Here is a 21,935-nt window from a genome sequence, read left to right as displayed (position 1 = left end):
CCTACTCCGGTTTCATCTGCGGAAACAGAATCACGTCGCGGATCGAGTGCTGATTCAACAGCAACATGCACAACCGGTCGACCCCGAAGCCGAGCCCGCCGGTCGGCGGCATCCCATGCTCCAGGCAGAACACATAGTCTTCGTCCAGCACCGCCGGCGCATCCTCGTCGCCCGCGCGGGCCATCTCGACCAGTCGCTCGAACCGCTCCCGCTGGTCGATGGGGTCGTTCAATTCACTGAACGCGTTCCCCATCTCCATTCCACCAATGAACACCTCGAATCGTTCCGTCAATCCCGGCTGGCTGCGGTGCGGCTTGGCCAACGGGGATAACTCGGTCGGATAATCGATAATAAATGTCGGCTGAATCAACCGCGGCTGCACCAGGACGCTGAACAGCTCGTCGATCAACTTACCCCGGCCGGCCAGCTTGTCGGAATCAATGCCGTGCTCCTTGGCGAGCGTGTGCAATGCGGCTTCGTCCGCGTGCATCACGTCGCGGCCGATGGCGGCCGCAATTGCATCCAGCAACCCCACCTTCTTCCAGTTCCCGCCCAATTCAATCGTGTTGCCGCCGAATTCAACTGTCGTTGTGCCCAAAACATCTGTGGCGACCTTGACGATCATGCGCTGGTACAAATCCATAATGTCGTTGTAGTCGGCATACGCCCAGTACAGCTCGACCATGGTGAATTCGGGGTTGTGGCTGCGGTCGAGCCCTTCATTGCGAAAATCCTTGCAGAACTCCCACACCTTCTCAAACCCGCCCACGATCAGCCGCTTCAGATACAGCTCATCCGCCACGCGCATATACAAGTCGACATCGAGGCGATTGTGATGCGTGATAAACGGCTTGGCCGCGGCGCCGCCGTAAATCGGCTGCAGCACCGGCGTCTCGACTTCCACGAATCCCTCGCCGTCGAGGAAATTCCGTACCGCCCGCACGATCGCCGACCGCTTCTTGAAAACGTCGCGCACCTCGGGGTTGGCAATCAAGTCAAGGTAGCGCCGGCGGTAGCGCGTCTCCTTGTCGGTCAGGCCGTGCCACTTTTCCGGCATCGGCCGCAGACTCTTGGCCAGCAACTGCAAGCTGCTGACGTGGACGCTCTTCTCGCCCATCTTGGTCAGGAACAAATATCCGGCCACGCCGAAGATATCGCCGATATCCGCCTTCTTGAAGACCTCGAACTCCGGCCCGCTGACCGCGTCCTTCTTGACATAGATCTGGATCTGGCCCGACTCATCCTGCAGGTGCGCGAAGATCGACTTGCCCATGTGCCGGATCGTCATCAACCGGCCGGCAATTTTTACCGTCGTCTGCGGTTCAGCCAGCGCTTCGAAGTTGTCCAGCAGCTGCTGCGCGGCGTGCGTCTTGTCGTACTTGTAGGCGTAAGGTTCGATGCCGGCCTCGCGCAGGGCGCGCATCTTGTCAACGCGGACTTGGTGTTGGTCGGCGATATTCTCGGTCACTCTTGCTCCTTGTGCTCTTCCCTGATCCGGTCCGCGGCCTACCGCCCGTACTTCTCGCGTAGCTTGGCCAGGACGGTTGGCGGCACCAGATCGTCAATCTTGCCGTTATGACGAGCGATCTCCTTGATCATGTTTGAACTGAGGTAGACGTAACGCAGCGACGGCAGCAAAAACACTGTCTCGGCCTGGGGCGACAATTTGCGGTTCATCAACGCCATCTGAAACTCGTACTCGAAATCGCTGACGGCGCGCATCCCCCGGACAATCGCACAGCAATGCTCGCGCTCGACCAGATTGGCCAGTAGCCCGCCGAATACGATCACGCGGGCGTTCTTGATCTCTGCCAGCGCCGCCGCCGCCATGTCGCGTCGCTCCTCGTGCGTGAACATCACCTTCTTGTTGGGATTGTCCGCAATCGCCACGATCACCTCGTCGAACATCTCCGCCGCCCGTTTGGTCAAGTCGACATGTCCGTAGGTGATCGGATCGAAACTGCCCGGATAAACTGCCCGTCTCACTGGTTTCTCCTCATGATCCAGATTAGCGTGCTGCCGTACTTCTTCTCGCGCAGGATTTCGAAGCCGGTGCAAGCGCAGGCGGCGGCCTCCTTGCGCGCCAATTCCACACACAACAGCCCGTCCGGCGTCAGCAGACTATAGTCGTAAACATGATCGATCACCCGCTGCGCCAAACCGCTGAAATACGGCGGATCGGCGAAAACTAAGTCAAAGCGCTCCCCCCGCGCAACCTTTTTTCCCACAACGTCAAAGTCGGCACGGACGAAGCGGCAGCGCTCGCCGAAATTCGCCGCCGCCAAGTTCCTTTCGATCACGCGCGCCGCCTGCGGATCGTTGTCGATCAGCAGCGCGGACGCCGCCCCGCGCGAAACCGCCTCCAGTCCGAGGGCGCCGGACCCGGCAAACAGGTCAAGCACCCGCGCTCCCTCCAAATGCGGTGTCAATGTACCAAAGAGCGACTCCTTGACGCGATCAAGGGTCGGGCGGAATCCTTCAAAATCGCAGGTCTTTAGGATAAGGCCGCGTCGTTCACCGGCGATGATGCGCATACTTCGGCAAGATAATAGGCATAGGCCGGCGCCAGGGCGGAAAAATAGGCGCTCCGGCCCTCCGGAGACAGACCGGCGCCGAGCGGTACCGAGTTCCAAATCTCGTCGGTGAAGGTGAAATCGTAGGGAAGTTGTCGTTCGAGTACGGCGGCAATGTCGTGCAGTCGCCGACCGCCGAGGATGTGCGCCGTCACCGCCCGCCGCAGCGTGCGCCCGCCGAATACCGCCATCAGGACGATCCCGATCTCCTCCGTCATCCGCTCGATCGTCTCCTCGCCGCTCAATCCGATCGTCTCGAACGCCGCCAGCCGGCCGCGGCGGAACAACTGCAGATGCAGCCCGCCGTCGCCCTCAAGCAGGCACAATTCCCGCTCGGCCTGCAGTCGCGGTTTGACGATCTTGCGGAACGCCTCCGGCAAGAAGAGCATCCGATCCAGCAGCAGCCCGCGGCTTTCGAACGACTGTCCGATCCGGCTGAAAACAGTCTTGTTGACCGCGAGGCAGGTGACCTCGACCTCGGAATCGTTGCTGTGGGTGCGCAGCAACGTGAAATGGTAATTGTCGATCGCCTCGGCGCAGGCGCGCGATAGCTCCCAGAGCAACTGATCGGGATCCTGCAACACCGCCTCGCTAACGAGGCTGAGCCGCTGCCGCGAATACTCGCCCTTGCTCAAACCGTAGATACAGCGGCTGCCGGCCAGCGCCTGCCAGGCCTCATCGGACGCGGCAGCATCCAACTCGCCGACCTGATCAACACTCAGCCCTTCGGGATTCGGCATCGCCAGGAGATAGCGCCAGCCCGTCCCGGCCTTCGCCACCCCGGCGATCTTTCCGTGATAGGCGAACATGTCCCGATGGTACACTGTTGATGCCGTCCGGCAAGCGCCTTTCGCACGCGCGCGAAACAAGTCGCCTCGAGACAGGGCGTGTCATTCGATGATCCACGGCGACGTTCTCTCCCCTCTCCTAATGGGAGAGGGGCCGGGGGTGAGGGTGCTTGGCCGCCGGTCCCCTCGAGCGAACCTGCCCTCCCACCCGCATTTTTTGCCCCCATTTGGAGACCAACGGCAGCCGCCGGAACCGGCGCCGTCCGCAAAGGTGCGGTTTTACTGCCCGAAAAAGGGGCGACCTGCGTTTCACCCGCGAAAAAAAAGTGCAAAATTCAAAAGTTTTTGTTGCGTTGAATATTGGGAATGATTATCCAATGCGCCGCAAACATTGTAAATACAGGGTGAAACTGGGGTCACCCAGGTTTTGACCCTGTCAATATTGCCTAAACCCAATTCGTGGAGGATTCCACATGGCTAACAAGCCCCTGACCAAAGCTCAGCTGATCACGACCATGGCTGAGAAAACCGGAATGACCAAGGTCGAAGTCAGCAAATTTATGGACACGCTGCACATGACCGCCGTCTCCGAAACCAAGAAGAATGGCGAGTTCACGCTCCCCGGCTTCGGCAAACTGGTGAAGTCGAACCGCAAGGCCCGCACCGGCCGCAATCCGCAGACCGGCGAAGCCATCAAGATCCCGGCCAAGACCGTGGTGAAGTTCCGTGTCGCCAAGGCTTGCAAGGATGCAATCATCCCGCCGAAGAAGTAAGCTCCTTTGATTTTTCTGCTCAGGGAACCGAGCACAACGTCCCCGCCACAACCGGGGACGTTTTTTTTGTTGAGTCTGCTCAGGATTATTCGGAAGGGCGCCGTGAGCGCCCGATCTGGGTTGGCTGCAGCCGAATTCACTTGAAGCCTTATGTGCTTGGTTGTATTATTCTGATTACCAAAAGGACCCATAACGAACCGAGATTTTTGTGTTTGCCTTGGTATTTTGGCTCTGGCTGTTTGCGTTGGCAGTATTTCCGGACAATGGAACGCTGATTACAATCATAGCTGTCAGCCTCGCGGTTGCAATCAGAATCGTCAAGTACTTGAGAGAGTTCTCTCGGCAGAACATTGTGCTTAAGAGCTATCTCGATGACAAGGAATTGCAGGCTCGGGCCTTGGACATTGAGAAGTACACCATTACGACTGAAAGATTTGTTCAGAAGTTTGAGGCGTACTACGGGTCTGCGAATCTAGAACTCAAAAACTCCAGTGGTGAAGTAATAAATGTGTGTCCAGTTTGTGGATCTCTGATGCAGTTAAAGCGCGGTGCTCGCGGTTTGTTTTTGGGATGTAGTGCCTGGCCAAAGTGTGACTTCACGCGAGAGTCCGAGAGCATTCTGAAGTAGGATTCGAGAAACGAGATGCTTAATCACAAACAGAAGAGCACTCTTGCCCGGTTGCTTCAAGTGGGTGATCTGATGTCAACACTGGACACGCTTATTGCACGGGCGGATTCGATTCTTCGACCGCCCCAAGAGATACTCGATCAGTACGCAGCTGATAAGAGATTGGAAATCCAAACTGAGTTGAACAAGCTCGCCTTCGAGGAGAAGAGATTCAGAGAATATGTCGATCGCATGAGGAGCTTAATTAAGGAAACCAAATCCGGACTTAAGCAGCTCGCCAAAGAAAAAGCGAGCGGATTCCCCTGGCTCGCGAAGGGGTACGCGGAGCTCTTCTACCTCCAAGCTTTAAAGGAAGCCGACCTAATGGCGAAAAAGAAGCGAGCCGCCAAGGTCAGTGCCGATCGGGTTCGCGACATCGCAGCTGAGAGAAGAGCCATTGAGCAGAAACTAAGAGTGACTATCCACATTATCGAGTACTATCAAACACTATTCCCATTTCTTGAGGATTTGCTGGACGATGCTGACGACGACTTGCTCAGAAGGATCCTAGGAAAGAAGATCACCGACCCGATTCGCGATATCAGTGACGTAGCTATTGACCCAGTTAGGCTGGTATTGCCTTCTCTTTCAGATCAAGAGTTTGCGCGGTTGTCCAGTTGTGAGCGAAATCAACTGGCACTCGACAGGTACTGGTCTCGAAAAAGCAAAACAAACTGGGAATTAGGCAAGGAATATGAACGTTTCATTGGGTACACGTTCGAAAGAGAAGGCTATTCAGTCCGCTATCAGGGAATACTCGAAGGATACGACGACTTGGGTCGCGATCTGATTTGCTCTAAGCAAGGCAATGTAGTCATTGTCCAATGCAAGAGATGGTCAAAGCATAGGACCATTCGAGAGAATCACGTTACGCAGCTTTACGGTACACTTGTGAAGTATCAAATCGAGTCTCGCGATCGAAGTGCAATTGGAGCCCTATACACTACAACGACTCTTTCAGAAAGAGCCGGAGAATTCGCAAGCCACCTTGGAGTAATTGTCCGCGAGTCCTATCCATTTCAATTCTACCCTTCAATCAAATGCAACGTATCAAGACGAACTGGGGAGAGGATCTACCATTTGCCTTTTGACCAACAATATGATAGAGCAATAATTGAAAGCGAGCGAAATGAATGTTACGTCGCGACTGTGAAGGAAGCGGAAGACCTCGGATTTCGGCGAGCTTGGAAATGGCTTGGAAAGGACTCGGAGTGACTGCGCTGCAGGTGTTCCACTGAGACGAATTCCATGCACCCTTCCTCCATCCCCACCAACCGCCTCTACTCCGACCTTGCTTGGCTTTGGCCGCTGGTCAGTGAAAGGGAAGAGTACGCCGAGGAATCCGACTGCTGGCGCTCGCTCTTGCGCCAACACGTCGGCAGCGGCCGCCATCACCTGCTTGAACTCGGCGTCGGCGGCGGGCATAACCTATCCTTTCTGACCGGCGAGTTTGACGCCACCGCCGTAGACCTTTCCGCCGCGATGCTTGCCCATTCGCAGCAACTCAATCCCAGCGTCGAGCATATTGTCGGCGACATGCGCACGGTTCGACTGCAGCGCAAATTCGCCGCCGTCTTGATTCATGATGCTATCGGCTACATGCACACAGAGGATGATCTGCTCGCGACCTTCGCCACTGCGGCCGCCCACCTTGAGCCCGGTGGCCTCCTTTTGATGTCTCCCGACTATTTCCGCGACACCTTCGTCTCGCCGCAGGTATATCATGTCACACGCCGCAACGCCGATTGCGAGCTGACCTACGTCGAATACGTTTACGACCCCGATCCGGCAGATACCTCCGTGGACATCATCATGACCCTCTTCATTCGCCGGACCGAAGGCCTGGAGATCGAACACGACCGGCATGTTCTGAGCCTGTTTTCACGCTCCGACTGGCTGCGCCTGCTCGCCAAGTCTGGATTCCACGCTCGCGAGCAAACGTTTCAGTTGACCTTGGCGAATCAGCACTATTCCATTCTCGTGGCAACGCTCTTGCCGAAGCGGTAGCAACCGAACGATATGACCAAACCCGAAGATCCTTCGCCCGAACTCGGCTTCACCTGGCGTGCGAACAAGAAGAACGAGGTTACCATCCTCCATCGCGGCCGGACAGCAGCGGTACTTCGCGGCCGCGTGGCACTGGACTTCCTCGCCGACGCCGAATCCCTCGCGCCTGCCGACCTGCAACAGCTTATGGCCCGTCTGACTGGAAACTACAGGCGCGGCAACGAGCGCACCGCCAGAAACCACCCCCGCAATCGGCCCTGATGGTCGTTTCAAGAAAACGCTCGACACGGGCTGTGACGAGTTCTTTGCAGATTGCCATCGTCAGCATATAATCTCTCGATGAACATCCTCGGCCTCTCTGCCTTCTATCACGACTCTGCCGCGGCCCTGGTTCAGGACGGCCGCATCGTCGCCGCCGCCCACGAGGAGCGCTTCAGCCGCGTCAAACACGATGCCCGCTTTCCCGCTGGTGCCATCGCCTACTGCCTGAACGAAGGCCGGATCTCCGCTGCCCAGCTTGACTGCGTGTGTTACTACGACAAACCGCTGCTCACCTTCGAACGCCTGATGGAAACCTACCTGGCCTTTGCCCCGCGCGGCATCCGCTCCTTCAGCAAGGCACTGCCGCTCTGGCTGCACCACAAACTCCATATCCCCCGCGAAATCCGGCGCGGGCTCGGCGCGGATTTCCGCGGCAAGATTCTTTTCTCGCAGCATCATCTCTCGCACGCCGCCTCGGCGTTCTATCCCTCACCCTTCGAGTCAGCCGCGATTCTCACCATCGACGGCGTCGGCGAGTGGAGCACCACCACACTTGGCCGCGGTCGCGGCAACAATATCGAGATTCTCAAGGAGATTCGATTCCCGCACTCGCTGGGCTTGCTCTATTCCGCCTTCACCTACTACCTCGGCTTTGCCGTCAACTCCGGCGAATACAAGCTGATGGGACTCGCGCCCTACGGCGAACCGAAGCACGTCGACCTGATCCTCCGCGAACTGATTGATGTCAAAGACGACGGCTCGTTCTGGCTGAACCTCGACTATTTCGACTACTGCCACGGCCTGCGCATGACCTCGAGGAAATTTCACCGGCTCTTCGGACTCGAGCCAAAAGCGCCGGACGAGCGCTTCAGTCAGCAGCAACTTGACCTCGCTGCCTCGATCCAGGCCGTCACCAATCTGATCATGCTGCGCTTGGCGCACACGCTGCGCGACCTTTCCGGCGAACGCAACCTCTGTCTGGCCGGCGGTTGCGCCTTGAACTCAGTCGCCAACGGTTTGATCCGACGCGAGCGCATCTTCGACAGACTCTGGATTCAGCCGGCAGCCGGCGATGCCGGCGGCGCACTCGGTGCCGCGCTGGCGGCCTGGCACATCCATCTTGACAACGATCGTACCCCGGAGCCGGCCGACAGCCAGCAGGGAAGTCTCCTCGGCCCGGCCTACTCATCGAAGCAGATCACGGAATATCTCGACTCCATCGACGCGAAGTACCAACAACTCGACAACGCACAGACGGCCCATCGCATCGCGGCCGCCATCGATGACGGCCTGGTCGTCGGACTGGTACAAGGGCGGATGGAGTTCGGTCCCCGCGCTCTCGGCGCCCGCAGTATCCTCGCCGACGCTCGCTCGCCCCAAATCCAGTCGCGGCTCAATCTGGCGATCAAGTTCCGCGAGGGCTTTCGTCCTTTCGCGCCGGCGGTCCTGCGCGAGGATGTCGCCGCATACTTTGCGGAAGACTGCGACAGCCCCTACATGCTCTTCGTCGAGCCGATCAGATCCTCGCTGCGGCGCCAACCGACTCCGGACGAAGCGCAATTGCAGGGCATCGACCGCCTGAACTGGGCGAAATCAGTGATTCCCGCCGTCACCCATGTCGACTACAGCGGACGCCTGCAGACCGTGAGCCGCGAACGCAACGGCTTCTTCTACGACATCCTGCGTGCCTTCAAGGAGCGCACCGGCTGCAGCGTCATCGTCAACACCAGCTTCAATATTCGCGGCGAGCCGATCGTCAATACTCCGGAAGAAGCCTATCGCTGCTTCATGTTTACCGAGATGGATATGCTCGTGTTGGAAAACATTGTGCTCTTCAAGCGCGATCAACCGCCGTTTCCGGGCGCGCAGGAATACCGCGCTCGCTTCGGGAGAGATTGAGATGATACTGCAGCGAATCAACTGGCATCCCTCCCGCGGGGAAGTCCGTTACTTTGCAGTCACGCTCGCCATTGCGGCCACCTTGCTTGCCGTCTTGGCGCTGGCAGCGAAGGGCATCATTCCTGCCCTCTGGGTCGGCGGTATCGGCTTAATCTTGGCGGCACTGAGCTTCTTGACTGCTGCAACGTTCGGCAAATGGGTCTACCTGCTGTGGATGGGAATCACCTTCATTCTCTCCATCGTAGTTTCGCCGATCGTCATAGGAGTCATATTTTATCTCATTTTGACTCCCATCGGAATTATCTCCCGGCTCCTTGGCAAAGACGATCTACGACTTAAGCAGCCCAGTGATGCCGCCAGCTACCTTGTGGACGTTGAGAATCCTCCCGATCGCGACTCCTTCCAACGCCAGTTTTGACCGCCCCACCGGAAATTCCCTAAACATCGCCGTAATTGTTGACGTTTATTGAATTGGGGAGTATAATGGTATGGAAGAGGAAGGTGCCCTATGACTTCCATAGAACTCATAATCGATCGCCAGATCCGCCGCTGGGAGTTGCAGAAATCACTGGAAGATTCGCACTCCGGCTTGACCCGTTCGATCCATATTCCCAAGCCGATGATCACGGTTTCGCGCCAGCGCGGATCGGGCGGAACGATCATCGCCGAGCGCCTGGCCCACCGCTTTAACTACACTTTGCTGCACCGCGACATCATCGACCGTATCTGCGCTACCTCCGGATACAAGCGCCGCATCGTCGAGTCGCTGGATGAGCACTCGCGTTCGCAGATGGAGCTGTGGTTCGAGTCGATCCTGACCGGCAAATCGATCGACTTGAGCGACTACGCCCGCCACTTGCTTGAAATCATATTCTCTATCTCGCGGCTGGGCGGGGTCATCGTTGTCGGCCGAGCGGCCAACTTCATCATCGGCGGCAACCGCGGATTCCACTTGCGAGTGATTGCCTCGCCGGCCACGCGTATCCACAATCTGGTCGAACGCGACAAGATGACGCCGGAGCAGGCGAAGAAAGAGATCGAAACCAGCGACCGCGACCGCACCGCCTTCGTCCACAAGCTGGTCGGCAAGTCGATCGACGATCCGGCGCAGTACGACATGGTGATCAACATGGACTGGGTGTCACTCGACACGGCGGTCAACCTGATCGCCAACGCCGCCATGGATAAGTTCGAACGGTTGGCGCGTCCCGACAACTCGGTCGCCGAACCCTAACCTCGACCTGCGGGGGCGATAATTTAATTGCGTGACACGGCCGCAGCGCATATCGTGCCTGCGGGATTGGTCCCCGAGGAGATTCATGGAATTGAGAAAACTGCATCCGGTCACCGGTTACCAGCCGGCAACGCAGAGAATCGTCGGGCTCTTTGCCGCACAGTTTGACGATCAATTGGCGCTGCTGAAGCCGGCTGTCGAGAAACTGACGGTAACGCAGCTGGAATGGCAGCCGCATCCGGGAGTCAACACTGTCGGTATGCTGCTCGCGCATCTGGCCATCGTTGAAGTCTTCTGGCTGACGGTGGCGGCCCGTGAAATTCCGGTTGAGCCCGAAGGTGACGAAGTCCTCTTGCGCACGATCGGAATCCGGATGGACGATGACGGCCTGCCGCTCAAGCCGGAAGGCCGGCATCCCGCAACTTTGGCCGGGAAGACCGCGGCCGATTATTTAGTGATGCTCGACAAGGCGCGTGCCGCCGTCCACGCCGAACTGCGCACCTGGGACGATGCCCAACTCGAGCAGACTTTCAAGCGCCGCACTCGCGAGATCACCTTTATGTGGACGCTCTATCACGTGCTGGAGCACTTCGCCGCGCATTCCGGCCAAATCCTGCTGCTCAAGCACTTGATGCGTGATGCCGGCATGCTTTCCGGTCCCGCCGAGGATTAGCCACCCTCGCCATATCGCTTGCTTTTGCGAAGCCGCCGCATGATGTTTTGCCGGTGAGCCGGACTTCAATCATCCGCTGCGGCCGGCGCTGCCTGTTGCGGCGGGTCGTTCCCAAAGACCTCGATCCGTTCTTCGACTGGTATCGCGACGAACGCATCCAGCGCTACCTCGCCAATCCCTGGTGGGATCCGACCCTTTCGCGCTCCGATTACGAGCGCTTCCGTTTCAAACGCTATCTCGACCACGATGCCTCCGGCGGTGTCATGACGATCTGCGACTTGTCCGGAATCCCGCTCGGCCTGGTCAATTACTTCGACCATTTGCCGGAACAGCACTCCTGCGAGGTCGGCATCATCGTCGGTGTCGTGGCGCGCTGGCGGCAGGGAATCGCTCTGGAGGCGCTGCAACTCATGCTCGATTTCCTCAGCACGGAACTGCAGATATCGCGGGTCGATGCGCAAATCCTCGAAGAAAATATCGCTTCGCAAATGCTGTTCGAGAAAGCCGGATTCCGCCGGATCGGCGTCGCGCCGGAAGGAAACTACGTTTTCTTGAAGTATCTTTGGGAAGCGGCCCCGGATCGCTGACTACTTCACCGCGGTTTTCAGAAGTTGATTGACCGCCGTGCCCTGCAGCTCTTCGAGCACTCGCCGCAGGCGAATCCGTTCAATCGCCATGGCCGCCTGATTGATCAGGCTGGCGATGGTCCGGAGTCGCTCATCATCCACCGGCTCGGTCGGATCGGGATTGTTGACGATCATGACGAATTCGACATTTTCGCCCACCACCACCGGCAACGTCGCGAACGCGCAACAACCGATCACCGCGCGCTCTTCGGCGCCGATGACCTCCTGATAAATCTCTGAGTCCGCATCGACGATGTTCTGCACCGCCCGGTCGGCCACCGTTCGACCGACGACGTTGTCGCCGAGCGGCAAGGCAATATCGTACACGGATTGCTGGGAGTTTACGCCGAAACCGAGCGCCCCCTGCGCGCTCTTCGCCTCCGCGTCGATCTTCAGCAGCAACACCCGGCCGATTCCAACCCCGCGGATAACCTCTTCCAGCGTTGTCTGGACGATCTCATCCTCGCTGTCCGCGCAGCGCAACGCTTCGCCCGCCTCCTGGATTATCGCCAGCTCGCGATTGCGTTCCTGCAGCTTCTGGATCGTCTCCGCCGCCTCTTTGCGCACCAGATCGCGCTCGACTTCCATCTTCGTCGTCGCCGGCGCCTTGAGCGAGATTTCCAGCTCATTGGCAATATTGCGGATCAACTCCGGCGCCGCCTCGAGAATCTTAACCAGCACCTCTTCGGTGATTCCGACCAGATCGAGTCCCGCCTTGACGTAGGCGCGCTGGCGGGTTTCGTCCCCCTTGAAGATGGCATCATACGCCAGATCGGCGACATAGATGTAATCCACCAGGCAATTGCTGTTGCGTTGCCGCGACGGCAACCCGCGCCGGTGGTGTTCCATGATTGGCCGCGCCAGCAATGCCGGTAGATTCCACTTGCGCGCCAGCCAGCCGCCCACTTCACCGTGATCGATGCCGAAGATCGACTTCTCGGCGGTAATCTGCTCCTCCCCGCGCTCGATCTTCTTGAGCACCAGCGCCTCTTCTTCGGGGAACACTACCGCGAGAATCGCCACACCGATATTGTGCATAAAGCCCGCGATAAACGCCTCTTCCGGGACTTTGTAACGCGCGGCGGCGGCAATCATCTTGCCGATCACGCCGGTCGCCAGCGAATGCGTCCAGAATTGGCGAAAATCGAACTTGTGCCGGCTGAAGGTGTCCATCGCGTCGAACATCGCCAGCGAGATTACCACATTCTGCACTGTGCGGAAGCCCATCAACGTGATCGCCTGCGTGATCGTGGAGACGCGGTTGGCGTATTCGGCGTAAAATGCCGAATTGGCGATCTTGAGGATGCGTGAAGTCAGCGCGTGGTCGGAGAGGATGATATTAGCCAGGTCCGCCACCGACGAGCGCGGATCTTCCGAGATCTCCCGCACCCGCACGATGATCTGCGGTATCGACGGCATCACCTCGAATTCGTCGAGGCGCCGCAACGTCTCGTGGCGTCCGATCAGCGACACAGTTTAGTACTCCTCGAAAAGTTGCTTTTCTTCCGCGTAGCGCGCGGCCAGCTCCTCGCTCAGCTCGGCCACCGCTTCGATTGGCAGTTCCAGCGGCCGCGATAACTGAAGCAGCCGGTCATTGCGGCCTTCGCCGCTGTAAAAACCCACACCCAACTGCTTGGCCAGACCATTGGAAAATCGGACGACGGCCGCAATCGTCGCGGCTCCGCCCTCGGCTTTGGCTGGTTCGGCGTGATGCATCCGCACGCCCTCGACCAGTTCCGGCGGGAAATTCCAGCGCTGCAAAACCAGCGCCCCGACATCGACATGGGTGAATCCCAGCGCCGACAGTTCGGCCTCCGAAAACTCACCTCGTTCATCCTCGACCGTGAGCACGAGCTTGTCGTAAGCGGCCTGAAGCTTCTGCCCGAGGATAATCTTGCCAATATCATGCAACAGCCCCGCGATGAAGATCTCTTCGAGGCGTGGGTGCTTAAGCCGGCGCGCTACCATCCGCGCGGCCAACGCGCAGGCCAGCGAATGATCCCACAGCTTCTGCCCGAACTGAATATTGTCCCGGCGGTTGTAAAGCGTGTGTGTGGACGAGGCGATCACGATCGAGCGCAACGTGTAGAAGCCCAAAATCAGGATCGCTTCCCGCAGCGAACTCACCGCCCGTGAGCGGCCATAGAAGGACGAATTGGAGAGCTTTAGCACCTTGGCGGTCAGCCCGGGGTCGGCCGCCAATACTTCACCAAGTTCCTCTACGTTTGAGTTCAAATCGGCCGTCAACCCCATGACCGCCGACACAATTGCCGGCGAAGCCGGCAAGTCGCCAATCGCGGAGACGACCTTTTCCAGCAGTGAATGACTCTTGATGTCGAGAATGGTCACAGCGCCTCGGAATCAAATGCCCGCATCTGGGAACCTGAGCCTATAACCCAGTATCGACCCGATTGGGCAAACACTTGATCGATATGAAGATGGCGGTGAAATGGAAATTTTTCTTGCTTTCTGGGAACATTCATATAGCTTGCGTGTTAGCAATATTGGCTGAAGTAGGGTGTTGTACCAAATTTGAGTTTCCTGCCCCCCTCTCAGATTTGGCACCCGACCTTCGGCCTTTTTTTATCCCCTTTCGACCGCTGCTACCTCGCCGTTCCAGCTACAAAGACCGAACCCTGAATACCTTAGGGCCTGTCTCTTCGCAGGAGGACAGCGGTCCCAAACCTGCCAAAAAGTCCCATTTACTCGCCAAAATCCTATTGACAATCCACGGGGGTACCCATATATTCCAACCCGAAGTGAACACAAGGTCTTAATCAAACTGTCTCACACCCGATGAAGTTGTTGCTAATTGGCACAACCTCTTGACAAACGCGAAATATTCGATACTTTAGGTTTGACGACAGTCGTTCTCTATTACTTCTAGTCTATAATTCGCAGCGCTAACAGGTTCTCTCTTCGGTTACGCTGTTGAACGGAACGTTTGATAAGGTTCTTGCCAAGCACAAGAAGAAGACGCCAACCTGACAGAATCACGCAACGGAGACTGGACACAGGCCAAACAGCTACCGATTAAAGTACTAACGGTTTAGCAGTTGTCACCCGCAAGGAGGTTGCTCAATGGCCAGCACATGGCGCTTTCTTTCAATCGCGTTGGTCTTCATCGTTCCGATCGCGATTGCGTTCTCGTCCGGAGAGAAAGCCGATTCGTCCCCGCAGGCGCTCAGTCTGATCTGTATCGTCGATACAGTCACGACTCAGCTCTCGAACAATAACATCGTGATTCCGATCTATGTAACAAACATCTCGGACTCCATCTCCGGTTTCCAGATGTGGATCAATATCTCCGAACCTTCAATGGTGCGCTTCAAGACCGATTCGGTCCGCGCCGGTATCTACTATGCCAAGATTGACACCATCGGCACTCGCATCCGCGGTTGGGAATACCTCCAGGCACGTATCCTTGATGATACCATCGGCGCCGTTCTGCGCGTCGCCGGCACCGCCGATAATGGCGGCTTCCCGGTGAAAAAACCGCTCGCACCCGGCTCCGGCATATTCTTCCGGATTTATCTTCAGACCAAGGGCTCCCTCCCCGATTCGCTTTGCGATTCCGCGCGTGTCGTGCTGACGATCAACCGCGCCGAGACCCGGTTCTCCAATCCTTTTGCCGATTTGATCGCCTATAGCTGTTCCACCTACATTGATACTTCGTACTTCAACTGCTTGGCGTGGCAGGGGGATACTTGCATCGCCTGGGCCGACACCGTCCCAGTTGAATTGCAGGATTGCTGGTTTGACTCAACTAAAGGACTCTACGTCAACGGCGGCATCGGCTTTGCCTGCTGCAAGTGCGGCGATGCCGACGGCAGCGGCACTTTCTCGATCTCCGACGCCGTCTTCTTGATTAACTACATTTTCGCCGGTGGCCCGGCCCCGTCGCCGGCCTGTAACGGCGATGCCGACGGCAGCGGTGCCGTTTCGATCTCCGACGCCGTTTATCTGATCAACTACATTTTTGCCGGAGGTCCGGTCCCGCATTGCTGAGGTGGGACTAACGGCGAATTAACACTGAGCACATATCATGTTTGGCACTTTGAGCGATTATTCAATTCGAGATATGGAGTGAAAGGAGGTGAGAAGGAGTTTAGGAGAAGAGGCTTAAACGTTCAACCACCACCGAGCACACTCAGAGTTGGCCCTCGTGTCACCGCTGAGCAAGCTCGATCGCGTGAAGAAGACCGCACTGTCGGCTCGACTTTTAGCGATATTTGAACTGATTGTATGAGGTGAGAGTTAACCTCGTACTCACTATCAAGTTTTCAGCAACTGATAGGAGCAAACAATGAAGCGCATTTGTTTACTTCTTACTTCGTTTATGCTTCTTCTGACGGTGGCAGCCTTCGCGCAAGTCGGGGACGTCACCATCAAAATCAATCCGACCGGCGCGTTTCCGAATACGGTTCATGAGGGTCAGGCGAGCCAGATCGTTGAATTCTGGTTCACGAACCCCAGCATGATCTCCGGTATGTCGCTCGGCTTCGGATTCACGAAGACCGGTGCACAGCCGATCATCTGGAATGACTATGGCACGCACCCGCAGCCGGATGGCGGCGGTGACGACGTCCTGGCCATCGATGATGGGCCCTCTGTCTCCGCGTTTAACCTTGGCGGCCTGTTGCTCACCATGACCAACATGCCCAATTCGATCCTTTTCGGCGGCGCCAGCCTTCCGGGCGGCGGCATGCCGGCCCATGCAGTGTCGACCCGCATCTACTCGATGAGCCTCAATGCCAGTGCTTGGCTTGATCAGGCTCCGGCTGCGGACGATTTCTGCGTGGACAACATCTTCTATCCGCCGGCAGGCAGCTGGACCTTTGACTACGGTTCAGGCGGTTTCGCGCCGACCTTCAATGGTCAGCCGAACGCCTCGCAAGCGGATCCGACCGCTCCGCCGGTCTGCTTCGATGTGTTCCACATCCCGTGTCTGCCCCCGACCTTCACCGCCACCCCGGGTGGCCCGGTGAATCGCAATCACTGCTTGACCTACACGTTCAACTTTGATGCGACCGAGGGTGGCAACTCCCCGGCGGCTAATCCGGTTACCTTCTCGACCTCAGCCGGTACCATCAATTCGGGTACTGGTGAGTTGTCGGTGAACCCGGTCGCGACCTGCGGGACGACCGACGTCACTGTGACGGCGGCCAACTCGTGCGGCGGCACCGCGGACTACAACTTCACGATTACCTGGACCAACAACAATCCGGCCATCACCAATTGCGGTGGTATCCAGACCAAGGTTGGCAAGGGTAACCCGGTGACCTTCGATTTCAACTCGACCGATCCGGATCCGTGCGACGCCGCTACGTGGACTGTCGCCGGTGATCCGACCGTGAATGCGCCTACCATCAGCGGTACCGGTGTGTTCAACTGGTTGAGCGACGTCTCTGAAGGCGGCAGCACCATTAACTTCACGGTTACCGTTACGGATCCGTGCGGTGGTTCTGCGCAGTGCAACTTCGCGATTGAGGTGCTGGACACTGAACCGTTCGTCATCCACATCGAGAAGACGCACAATACCCTTCAGGGTATGTTCGAGTACGTTTCGATCATTAAGGAAAGCGGCTCCGACCTTATGGGCGGTTTCGACTTCCTGGTCGCCTACGATGCTTCGGCCCTTAGCTTCTTCTCCGCCTCGCTCGGCGCCGCTCTTGGCCCGGCCGGCTGCGGATGGGAGTACTTCACCTATCGTTACGGCGCGCAGGGTAACTGCGGCGGTCCGTGCCCGAGTGGTCTGCTTCGCGTCGTCGCGATTGCCGACGTCAACAACGGCGCCAACCATCCGTCGTGCTTCAACGTGCCGAACGGTTCCGAACTGGTGAGCCTGAAGTTCTACGTCACCAACGACCGTACCTTCGAGTGCATGTACGTGCCGATCCGCTTCGCGTGGATTGACTGCGGCGACAACGGCATTTCGAACATCGGTGGTGACACCCTTTGGATCTCGAGCCAGGTGTTTGATTTCGAGAACACCGCCCCGGGTATCGATCCCAATTACGAAATCACTGACATGAGCTGCTACTTCGCCATCGCCTACGGTGGTGCCTGCGCGGCTTGCGATGTCAGCGAGAAGTATGCGCCGATCCGGTTCATCCTGTTCTGGAACGGCGGTGTGGACATCGTTTGCGCCGACTCGATCGACGCGCGCGGTGACATCAACTTGAACGGTATTGCCTATGAAATCGCGGACGCCGTGTTGTACACGAACTACTTCCTGTACGGCCTCAGCGCTCTGGATTCCAACCCGCAGTATCGTCAGGCCCAGATTGCCGCGTCGGATGTCAATGCCGACGGTACGGCCCTCTCGGTTGGTGACCTGGTCTACTTGCTGAGAGTGATCGTGGGCGATGCCCTTCCGTTCCCGAAGCTGGCTCCGTTTGCCAATACGGCGACCGTCAGCTTCAACGGCACGCTGTCGACCAACGCGTCGGTTGAACTCGGTGGTGTGTATGCTACGTTCAAAGCGAACGGCGCGTACAACATCTCGAGCAACAGCACGATGAAGGTCGAAAGCGCTGAGAGCGATGGCTTGGTGAAGGTCCTGGTTTACTCCGGCCTTGACAACATGTCCAATCGTATCGATGCCGGCTCGAACGCCCTGTTCACGGTGAATGGCGATGTTGAGTTGGTGGACGTCCAGGTTGCTGACTACAATGGTAACCTGCTGAACACCCGCATCAACAAGAACGTCCTGCCGACCGAATTCAAGCTGTCGCAGAACGTCCCGAACCCGTTCAACCCGACCACGAAGATCGGTTTGGATCTGCCGACCGCGTCTGACTGGACGATCGACATTTACAACGTTGCCGGCCAGCTTGTGAAGAGCTTCAACGGCCGCGGCGTTGGCACTGTCAACGTTGAATGGAATGCTGCTTCCGTGGCCTCTGGTATTTACTTCTACAAGGCTACCGCTGGCAGCTTCACCGACACCAAGAAGATGGTGCTGATGAAGTAATTCATCAGAAGTTCTTTTGGTATGGGGAGGGGAGACCCTCCCCGTACTTAAAGAGCAAACTCAACTCAAGAGGAGGATATTCAGGAACTATCTCTAAAGGCTACGACCAGATCGATTAGTGGAAGCTTGGCACTAATGCGAAAACGGTTCGTATGCCAGGCCATTTTTGTTTTAGGGAAGTAGCCCGGTTAGAGATGGTTGCAAGAGTTTGCACAGAAGCAAGCCGACTTATGCAAAGCGGAACGCGTCCGCTCCTGCATTCCTCGTTTATAAATTTTACTTCACGCCGGAAACGGCGACGTTACTTCAGCGTAAGTTATTTTCATCAAGCCGTTTATGCGGCGACGCACAGAAGAGCAGTGATGATTTTGAGCCCCCAAACTGAGCACAAGCCAAAAGAGGCATTGGCATGTTCGTTGCACAGCATAGCCGTGAATATGCTTAGGGGATCATTCTGCCATTTTGGCATCAATCGGCGATTCGCCCTCGTGGGCATCTTCGCCACTGCACTTCTGATCGCCGTCTCATTTACTCCCGTTTCGGCGCAAAGCGATCCTTACAATAAGATCGATTCCGTTATTGTTGGGAGCGCATCGTCGTATCCGGGCGGCAAGTTCTCGGTTCCGGTAACCGTCGTCAATGATGAGGCCATCGCCGGATTCTCAATTCCGCTGAATTACCCCGCTGAATCTCTGACATTTGATTCCGCCAGTTTTGCCGGGTCCTCCGCGCGAGCGTGGGGATTCCACGGCGTCACCCATGATGCAGGAAATGCCACGTTGCTCGTGGGCGGTGTGGCCCTCGGCGAACCGCCGATCAACGTCGGCCGCAACGAACTCGCCAAGCTCTATTTCACCGTGCGCAATGATGTCGATGCCGATGCTAGCGTGACGCTCGACTCCGGTTTCGTCGCCCCGGCCGGTCGGCTCGAACTCAGCGCGTTCGACGCCAAGACGATCCGGCCTTACTTCAAGCCGGGGACGATCACGATCATCGCCGCCAATCGCGCCCCGGAATTTGAACCGCTGTCCGCGCGGACCATCTCCGAGGGAGAAGTGCTGACCTTTTCGGTGCGCGCTGTTGATCCGGAACGCGCGGCTGTGAAACTGCATGCCGGCCGACTGGCTGCCGGCGCCCGGTTCTCCGATCTCGGGAACGGTACCGGGACCTTCCGCTGGCAAGTGCCTTATGTCGGCACCGGTTCCGCCAGCGGCTCACCGTATGTCGTGACCATCTTTGCTTCCGACGGTGAAGCGGGCAGTCACATTGACATTCCCATAACCGTGATCAATTCCAACCGGCCGCCGGTGATTACACTCGGATCATCCATCGCCGCCGGCGCTGGCGATACGCTCTTCATACCGTTTGTCGCCCAGGATCCCGATTTCGAGACCGTCAGTTTCTCCGCGCAGGGAATTCCGGCCGGTGCCCAGATCGGCTCAACGAATCCCGGCTTCTTGCGCTGGGTTTCCGACATTTCCGATTCCGGCGACTATGCCTTCGCCCTGACCGCCACCGATGAAGGCGGCGCCAGTGCGACCGAAAACGTCGAATTCACCCTGTTGCCGACGTTGCCGGTCGAACTTGCCATCAGCGACGAGCAGGCGTACTCCGGCGAGGTTGTCACGATCTCGATCAACCTCCACAATCGCGTGCCGATCACCGGCTTCAACCTGACCATCGGCTTCGATCCGACGCTGATCACCTTCGTGTCTGCCGACAAGACCGGTACCCGCATTGCCGGCTGGCCGCAACTGACGCAGTCGGATGGCACCGACAAGATTTTCATCTCCGCCCGTTCGACCGCTGGCGCTCCGGGCAATGCCCTCGCCGTCGGCAACGGCACGGTCGTAAAGTTGCGCTTCCAGATTTCCTCCAACCTGCAATTTGCCGGGCTCTACTCGCCGCTGGAGTTCGACTATGTTGATCCGGGTGGGGAAGACGAAAATATTGCTCTCGACGCCGCCGGCGCTGCCGTCCCGCGCAGCCAGACTTTGTATTCACCCGGTGGTGTGCTGGTGAAGAAGTACGCCGGTTTGGTCGGCGACATCAACCTGAACGGCGTGGCCTTTGAGATCGGCGACGTCGTCTACTTTACGAATTTCTTCATCAACCCGGCGCAATACCCCTTGACCGGCGAGCGCCTGCAAAATTCCGACATTAATCAGGATGGCGTGCCGGCCACGCTCGGCGACCTGATCCGCCTACTGCTGATCGTTAATGGCGGCGCCAAGCTGGCAACACCCGGTGTCGTGGAGGAATTCGAATACGATCTGAGCGCCGCGGAGAGCGGGCTGGAATACCAACTCACGCAGCCGACGACCGCCGCCGCGGCGCGTCTGGAATTCGAGCTGAGTTCCGCCGCTGACTGCGACGTCGTCCTCGGTGTCTCCGCGCACGATTTTGAACTGCAGTCGCACCGCGACGGCACGCGCCTGCGCGTGCTGCTGCTCGGTGTGCGCGGCCATGTGCCCGAATTGCCGGCCGGCGCCCTGGTGACGATTTCCGACCCGCGCGCGCTTCTGGTGAATCACGAATTTGTCGATGCTTCCGGCTCGACGCTGACGCCGATCCGGCGCAGCACGACGATACTGCCGGACAGCTATGAACTGAATCAGAACTATCCGAATCCGTTCAATCCCGAGACCGTGATTGACTTCGCCTTGCCGCAAGCCGGCGCTGTCAATTTGACGGTCTTCAATCTTCTGGGTGAGACGGTCACAACGCTGCTGGACGGCCCGCTGCCGGCCGGCACGCACCGCGTTGTGTTTCGCGGCCAGGATGCTTCCGGCCGCGGCTTACCGTCCGGCGTCTACTTCTATCGCTTGACCGCCGGCGCGTTTTCGGAAACGAAAAAGATGGTCTTGCTGAAGTAGAGAAAGGCAAGCATGAGCCCATGGCCAGTCCGATCGAGTTTTCTGCCTGTCCGCCGAGCTGGACGGGATTTTCGCTTTGTGAATAATCTGATTTTGCGAGGTGGTACCATGACCAAGCGAATTTTGCTTGTGTTGGCGCTGATGCTGGCGCTGGCGGTGTTTGTTGCACCGTCCGCTCAGGCGCAGCCGCAGATCTCCGCGGCCGACACGTTCCGCGTGGTTGACACGAAGGGTGCGCCCGGGGCAATCGTCCCGCTCGATCTCTTCGTCGTCAACTCCAAGACGCTGTTGGCCTACAATACCTTCATCCGCATCGACACGAGCATCGTGCGGTTCGTCGGCGTGGAAGACGCCGGCAACTATTTCGTCAACATCGAAAACATCGATCGCGGCAACAACAACATCTTCTGCTTTACGCCGCCGTCGATGGTCGCCAACGATTCGGTGAACGGCGCGATCTTCGCCGCCGGCGACCTGAATCCGGCCAACGGCTGTACCTTCATGCCGATCGGCCGCGGTCGTATTGCCCGTTTCTACGTGCAGGTCAAACCGAATATTTCGCTTGGGACCACAACCGACATT

The 21,935-nt window shown here is 57.8% G+C and carries 20 protein-coding genes; 14 read left to right on the top strand and 6 right to left on the bottom strand.

Features of this window, described 5'->3' with window-relative positions; all coding sequences use genetic code 11:
* Position 1: 1 nt before the first annotated feature.
* The 4 genes from lysS to IT585_03225 all read right to left on the bottom strand — a co-directional run bounded on the left by lysS (position 2) and on the right by IT585_03225 (position 3,397).
* Complete coding sequence (gene lysS, locus IT585_03240; GenBank protein ID MCC6962243.1) at positions 2-1,423, bottom strand: lysine--tRNA ligase; 1,422 nt, start codon at positions 1,421-1,423, stop codon at positions 2-4.
* An 83-nt stretch (positions 1,424-1,506) separates the two neighbouring features.
* Positions 1,507-1,986, bottom strand: coding sequence for a pantetheine-phosphate adenylyltransferase (coaD, locus tag IT585_03235; protein MCC6962242.1), 480 nt, complete (start codon positions 1,984-1,986; stop codon positions 1,507-1,509).
* Complete coding sequence (gene rsmD, locus IT585_03230; protein MCC6962241.1) at positions 1,983-2,534, bottom strand: 16S rRNA (guanine(966)-N(2))-methyltransferase RsmD; 552 nt, start codon at positions 2,532-2,534, stop codon at positions 1,983-1,985. Before rsmD ends, coaD begins: the two co-directional genes overlap by 4 nt.
* Positions 2,495-3,397, bottom strand: a complete 903-nt coding sequence (locus tag IT585_03225; GenBank protein MCC6962240.1) for a hypothetical protein — start codon at positions 3,395-3,397, stop codon at positions 2,495-2,497. The genes rsmD and IT585_03225 overlap by 40 nt, the downstream gene beginning before the upstream one ends.
* Before the next feature lie 452 nt (positions 3,398-3,849).
* On the opposite strand from IT585_03225, the gene IT585_03220 reads away from it, so the two are divergent.
* The 10 genes from IT585_03220 to IT585_03175 all read left to right on the top strand — a co-directional run bounded on the left by IT585_03220 (position 3,850) and on the right by IT585_03175 (position 11,462).
* A complete protein-coding gene (locus IT585_03220; protein ID MCC6962239.1) occupies positions 3,850-4,134 on the top strand; it encodes an HU family DNA-binding protein in 285 nt (94 codons plus the stop codon).
* Positions 4,135-4,666: 532 nt separating this feature from the next.
* Positions 4,667-4,762, top strand: coding sequence for a topoisomerase DNA-binding C4 zinc finger domain-containing protein (locus IT585_03215; protein MCC6962238.1), 96 nt, complete (start codon positions 4,667-4,669; stop codon positions 4,760-4,762).
* Between the two features lie 15 nt (positions 4,763-4,777).
* The gene (locus tag IT585_03210) at positions 4,778-6,016 is read left to right on the top strand and encodes a restriction endonuclease (protein MCC6962237.1); all 1,239 of its coding nucleotides are present in this window, start codon (positions 4,778-4,780) and stop codon (positions 6,014-6,016) included.
* Positions 6,017-6,049: 33 nt separating this feature from the next.
* On the top strand, positions 6,050-6,808 hold the full coding sequence (locus IT585_03205; protein ID MCC6962236.1) for a class I SAM-dependent methyltransferase: 759 nt from the start codon (positions 6,050-6,052) through the stop codon (positions 6,806-6,808).
* 12 nt (positions 6,809-6,820) lie between these two features.
* The gene (locus IT585_03200; GenBank protein ID MCC6962235.1) at positions 6,821-7,069 is read left to right on the top strand and encodes a hypothetical protein; all 249 of its coding nucleotides are present in this window, start codon (positions 6,821-6,823) and stop codon (positions 7,067-7,069) included.
* Positions 7,070-7,147: 78 nt separating this feature from the next.
* Complete coding sequence (locus IT585_03195; protein ID MCC6962234.1) at positions 7,148-8,968, top strand: carbamoyltransferase; 1,821 nt, start codon at positions 7,148-7,150, stop codon at positions 8,966-8,968.
* Between the two features lies 1 nt (position 8,969).
* Positions 8,970-9,386, top strand: a complete 417-nt coding sequence (locus IT585_03190; protein MCC6962233.1) for a hypothetical protein — start codon at positions 8,970-8,972, stop codon at positions 9,384-9,386.
* A gap of 90 nt (positions 9,387-9,476) precedes the next feature.
* The gene (locus IT585_03185; protein ID MCC6962232.1) at positions 9,477-10,202 is read left to right on the top strand and encodes a cytidylate kinase-like family protein; all 726 of its coding nucleotides are present in this window, start codon (positions 9,477-9,479) and stop codon (positions 10,200-10,202) included.
* Between the two features lie 85 nt (positions 10,203-10,287).
* A complete protein-coding gene (locus tag IT585_03180; GenBank protein ID MCC6962231.1) occupies positions 10,288-10,875 on the top strand; it encodes a DinB family protein in 588 nt (195 codons plus the stop codon).
* A gap of 53 nt (positions 10,876-10,928) precedes the next feature.
* Positions 10,929-11,462, top strand: coding sequence for a GNAT family N-acetyltransferase (locus IT585_03175; protein MCC6962230.1), 534 nt, complete (start codon positions 10,929-10,931; stop codon positions 11,460-11,462).
* Here the strand turns inward: IT585_03175 and IT585_03170 are convergent, their stop codons facing one another.
* Together IT585_03170 and IT585_03165 are read right to left on the bottom strand one after the other, a co-directional pair.
* Positions 11,463-12,974, bottom strand: coding sequence for an HDOD domain-containing protein (locus IT585_03170; protein MCC6962229.1), 1,512 nt, complete (start codon positions 12,972-12,974; stop codon positions 11,463-11,465).
* 3 nt (positions 12,975-12,977) lie between these two features.
* Entirely contained in the window at positions 12,978-13,850 is an 873-nt protein-coding gene (locus IT585_03165) for an HDOD domain-containing protein (GenBank protein ID MCC6962228.1), read from the bottom strand.
* Positions 13,851-14,582: 732 nt separating this feature from the next.
* Between IT585_03165 and IT585_03160 the strand changes: the two genes are divergently transcribed.
* The 4 genes from IT585_03160 to IT585_03145 all read left to right on the top strand — a co-directional run.
* Positions 14,583-15,509: a dockerin type I repeat-containing protein gene (locus IT585_03160; protein ID MCC6962227.1), complete on the top strand. Its 927-nt coding sequence runs from the start codon at positions 14,583-14,585 to the stop codon at positions 15,507-15,509.
* Between the two features lie 298 nt (positions 15,510-15,807).
* On the top strand, positions 15,808-18,477 hold the full coding sequence (locus IT585_03155) for a T9SS type A sorting domain-containing protein (protein MCC6962226.1): 2,670 nt from the start codon (positions 15,808-15,810) through the stop codon (positions 18,475-18,477).
* A gap of 437 nt (positions 18,478-18,914) precedes the next feature.
* Positions 18,915-21,353, top strand: a complete 2,439-nt coding sequence (locus tag IT585_03150) for a T9SS type A sorting domain-containing protein (GenBank protein MCC6962225.1) — start codon at positions 18,915-18,917, stop codon at positions 21,351-21,353.
* Between the two features lie 108 nt (positions 21,354-21,461).
* Positions 21,462-21,935 (top strand): hypothetical protein (locus IT585_03145; GenBank protein MCC6962224.1); only part of this gene is annotated, 474 nt, incomplete at its 3' end.

Source organism: Candidatus Zixiibacteriota bacterium (assembly GCA_020853795.1).
Taxonomy (GTDB): Bacteria; Zixibacteria; MSB-5A5; order CAIYYT01; family CAIYYT01; genus JADJGC01.
The sequence above is the reverse complement of the archived record's forward strand: the minus strand, read 5'-3'. Positions and strand labels throughout refer to the sequence as shown.

Bases quoted from the DNA above. Each gene is read 5' to 3' on its own strand.
- IT585_03160 (MCC6962227.1), top strand. From the start codon at position 14,583: ATGGCCAGCACATGGCGCTTTCTTTCAATCGCGTTGGTCTTCATCGTT.
- IT585_03190 (MCC6962233.1), top strand. From the start codon at position 8,970: ATGATACTGCAGCGAATCAACTGGCATCCCTCCCGCGGGGAAGTCCGT.
- IT585_03185 (MCC6962232.1), top strand. From the start codon at position 9,477: ATGACTTCCATAGAACTCATAATCGATCGCCAGATCCGCCGCTGGGAG.
- IT585_03210 (MCC6962237.1), top strand. From the start codon at position 4,778: ATGCTTAATCACAAACAGAAGAGCACTCTTGCCCGGTTGCTTCAAGTG.
- IT585_03180 (MCC6962231.1), top strand. From the start codon at position 10,288: ATGGAATTGAGAAAACTGCATCCGGTCACCGGTTACCAGCCGGCAACG.
- IT585_03195 (MCC6962234.1), top strand. From the start codon at position 7,148: ATGAACATCCTCGGCCTCTCTGCCTTCTATCACGACTCTGCCGCGGCC.
- rsmD (MCC6962241.1), bottom strand. From the start codon at position 2,534: ATGCGCATCATCGCCGGTGAACGACGCGGCCTTATCCTAAAGACCTGC.
- IT585_03205 (MCC6962236.1), top strand. From the start codon at position 6,050: ATGCACCCTTCCTCCATCCCCACCAACCGCCTCTACTCCGACCTTGCT.
- IT585_03150 (MCC6962225.1), top strand. From the start codon at position 18,915: ATGCTTAGGGGATCATTCTGCCATTTTGGCATCAATCGGCGATTCGCC.
- IT585_03215 (MCC6962238.1), top strand. From the start codon at position 4,667: ATGCAGTTAAAGCGCGGTGCTCGCGGTTTGTTTTTGGGATGTAGTGCC.
- lysS (MCC6962243.1), bottom strand. From the start codon at position 1,423: ATGCGCGCCCTGCGCGAGGCCGGCATCGAACCTTACGCCTACAAGTAC.
- IT585_03155 (MCC6962226.1), top strand. From the start codon at position 15,808: ATGAAGCGCATTTGTTTACTTCTTACTTCGTTTATGCTTCTTCTGACG.
- IT585_03200 (MCC6962235.1), top strand. From the start codon at position 6,821: ATGACCAAACCCGAAGATCCTTCGCCCGAACTCGGCTTCACCTGGCGT.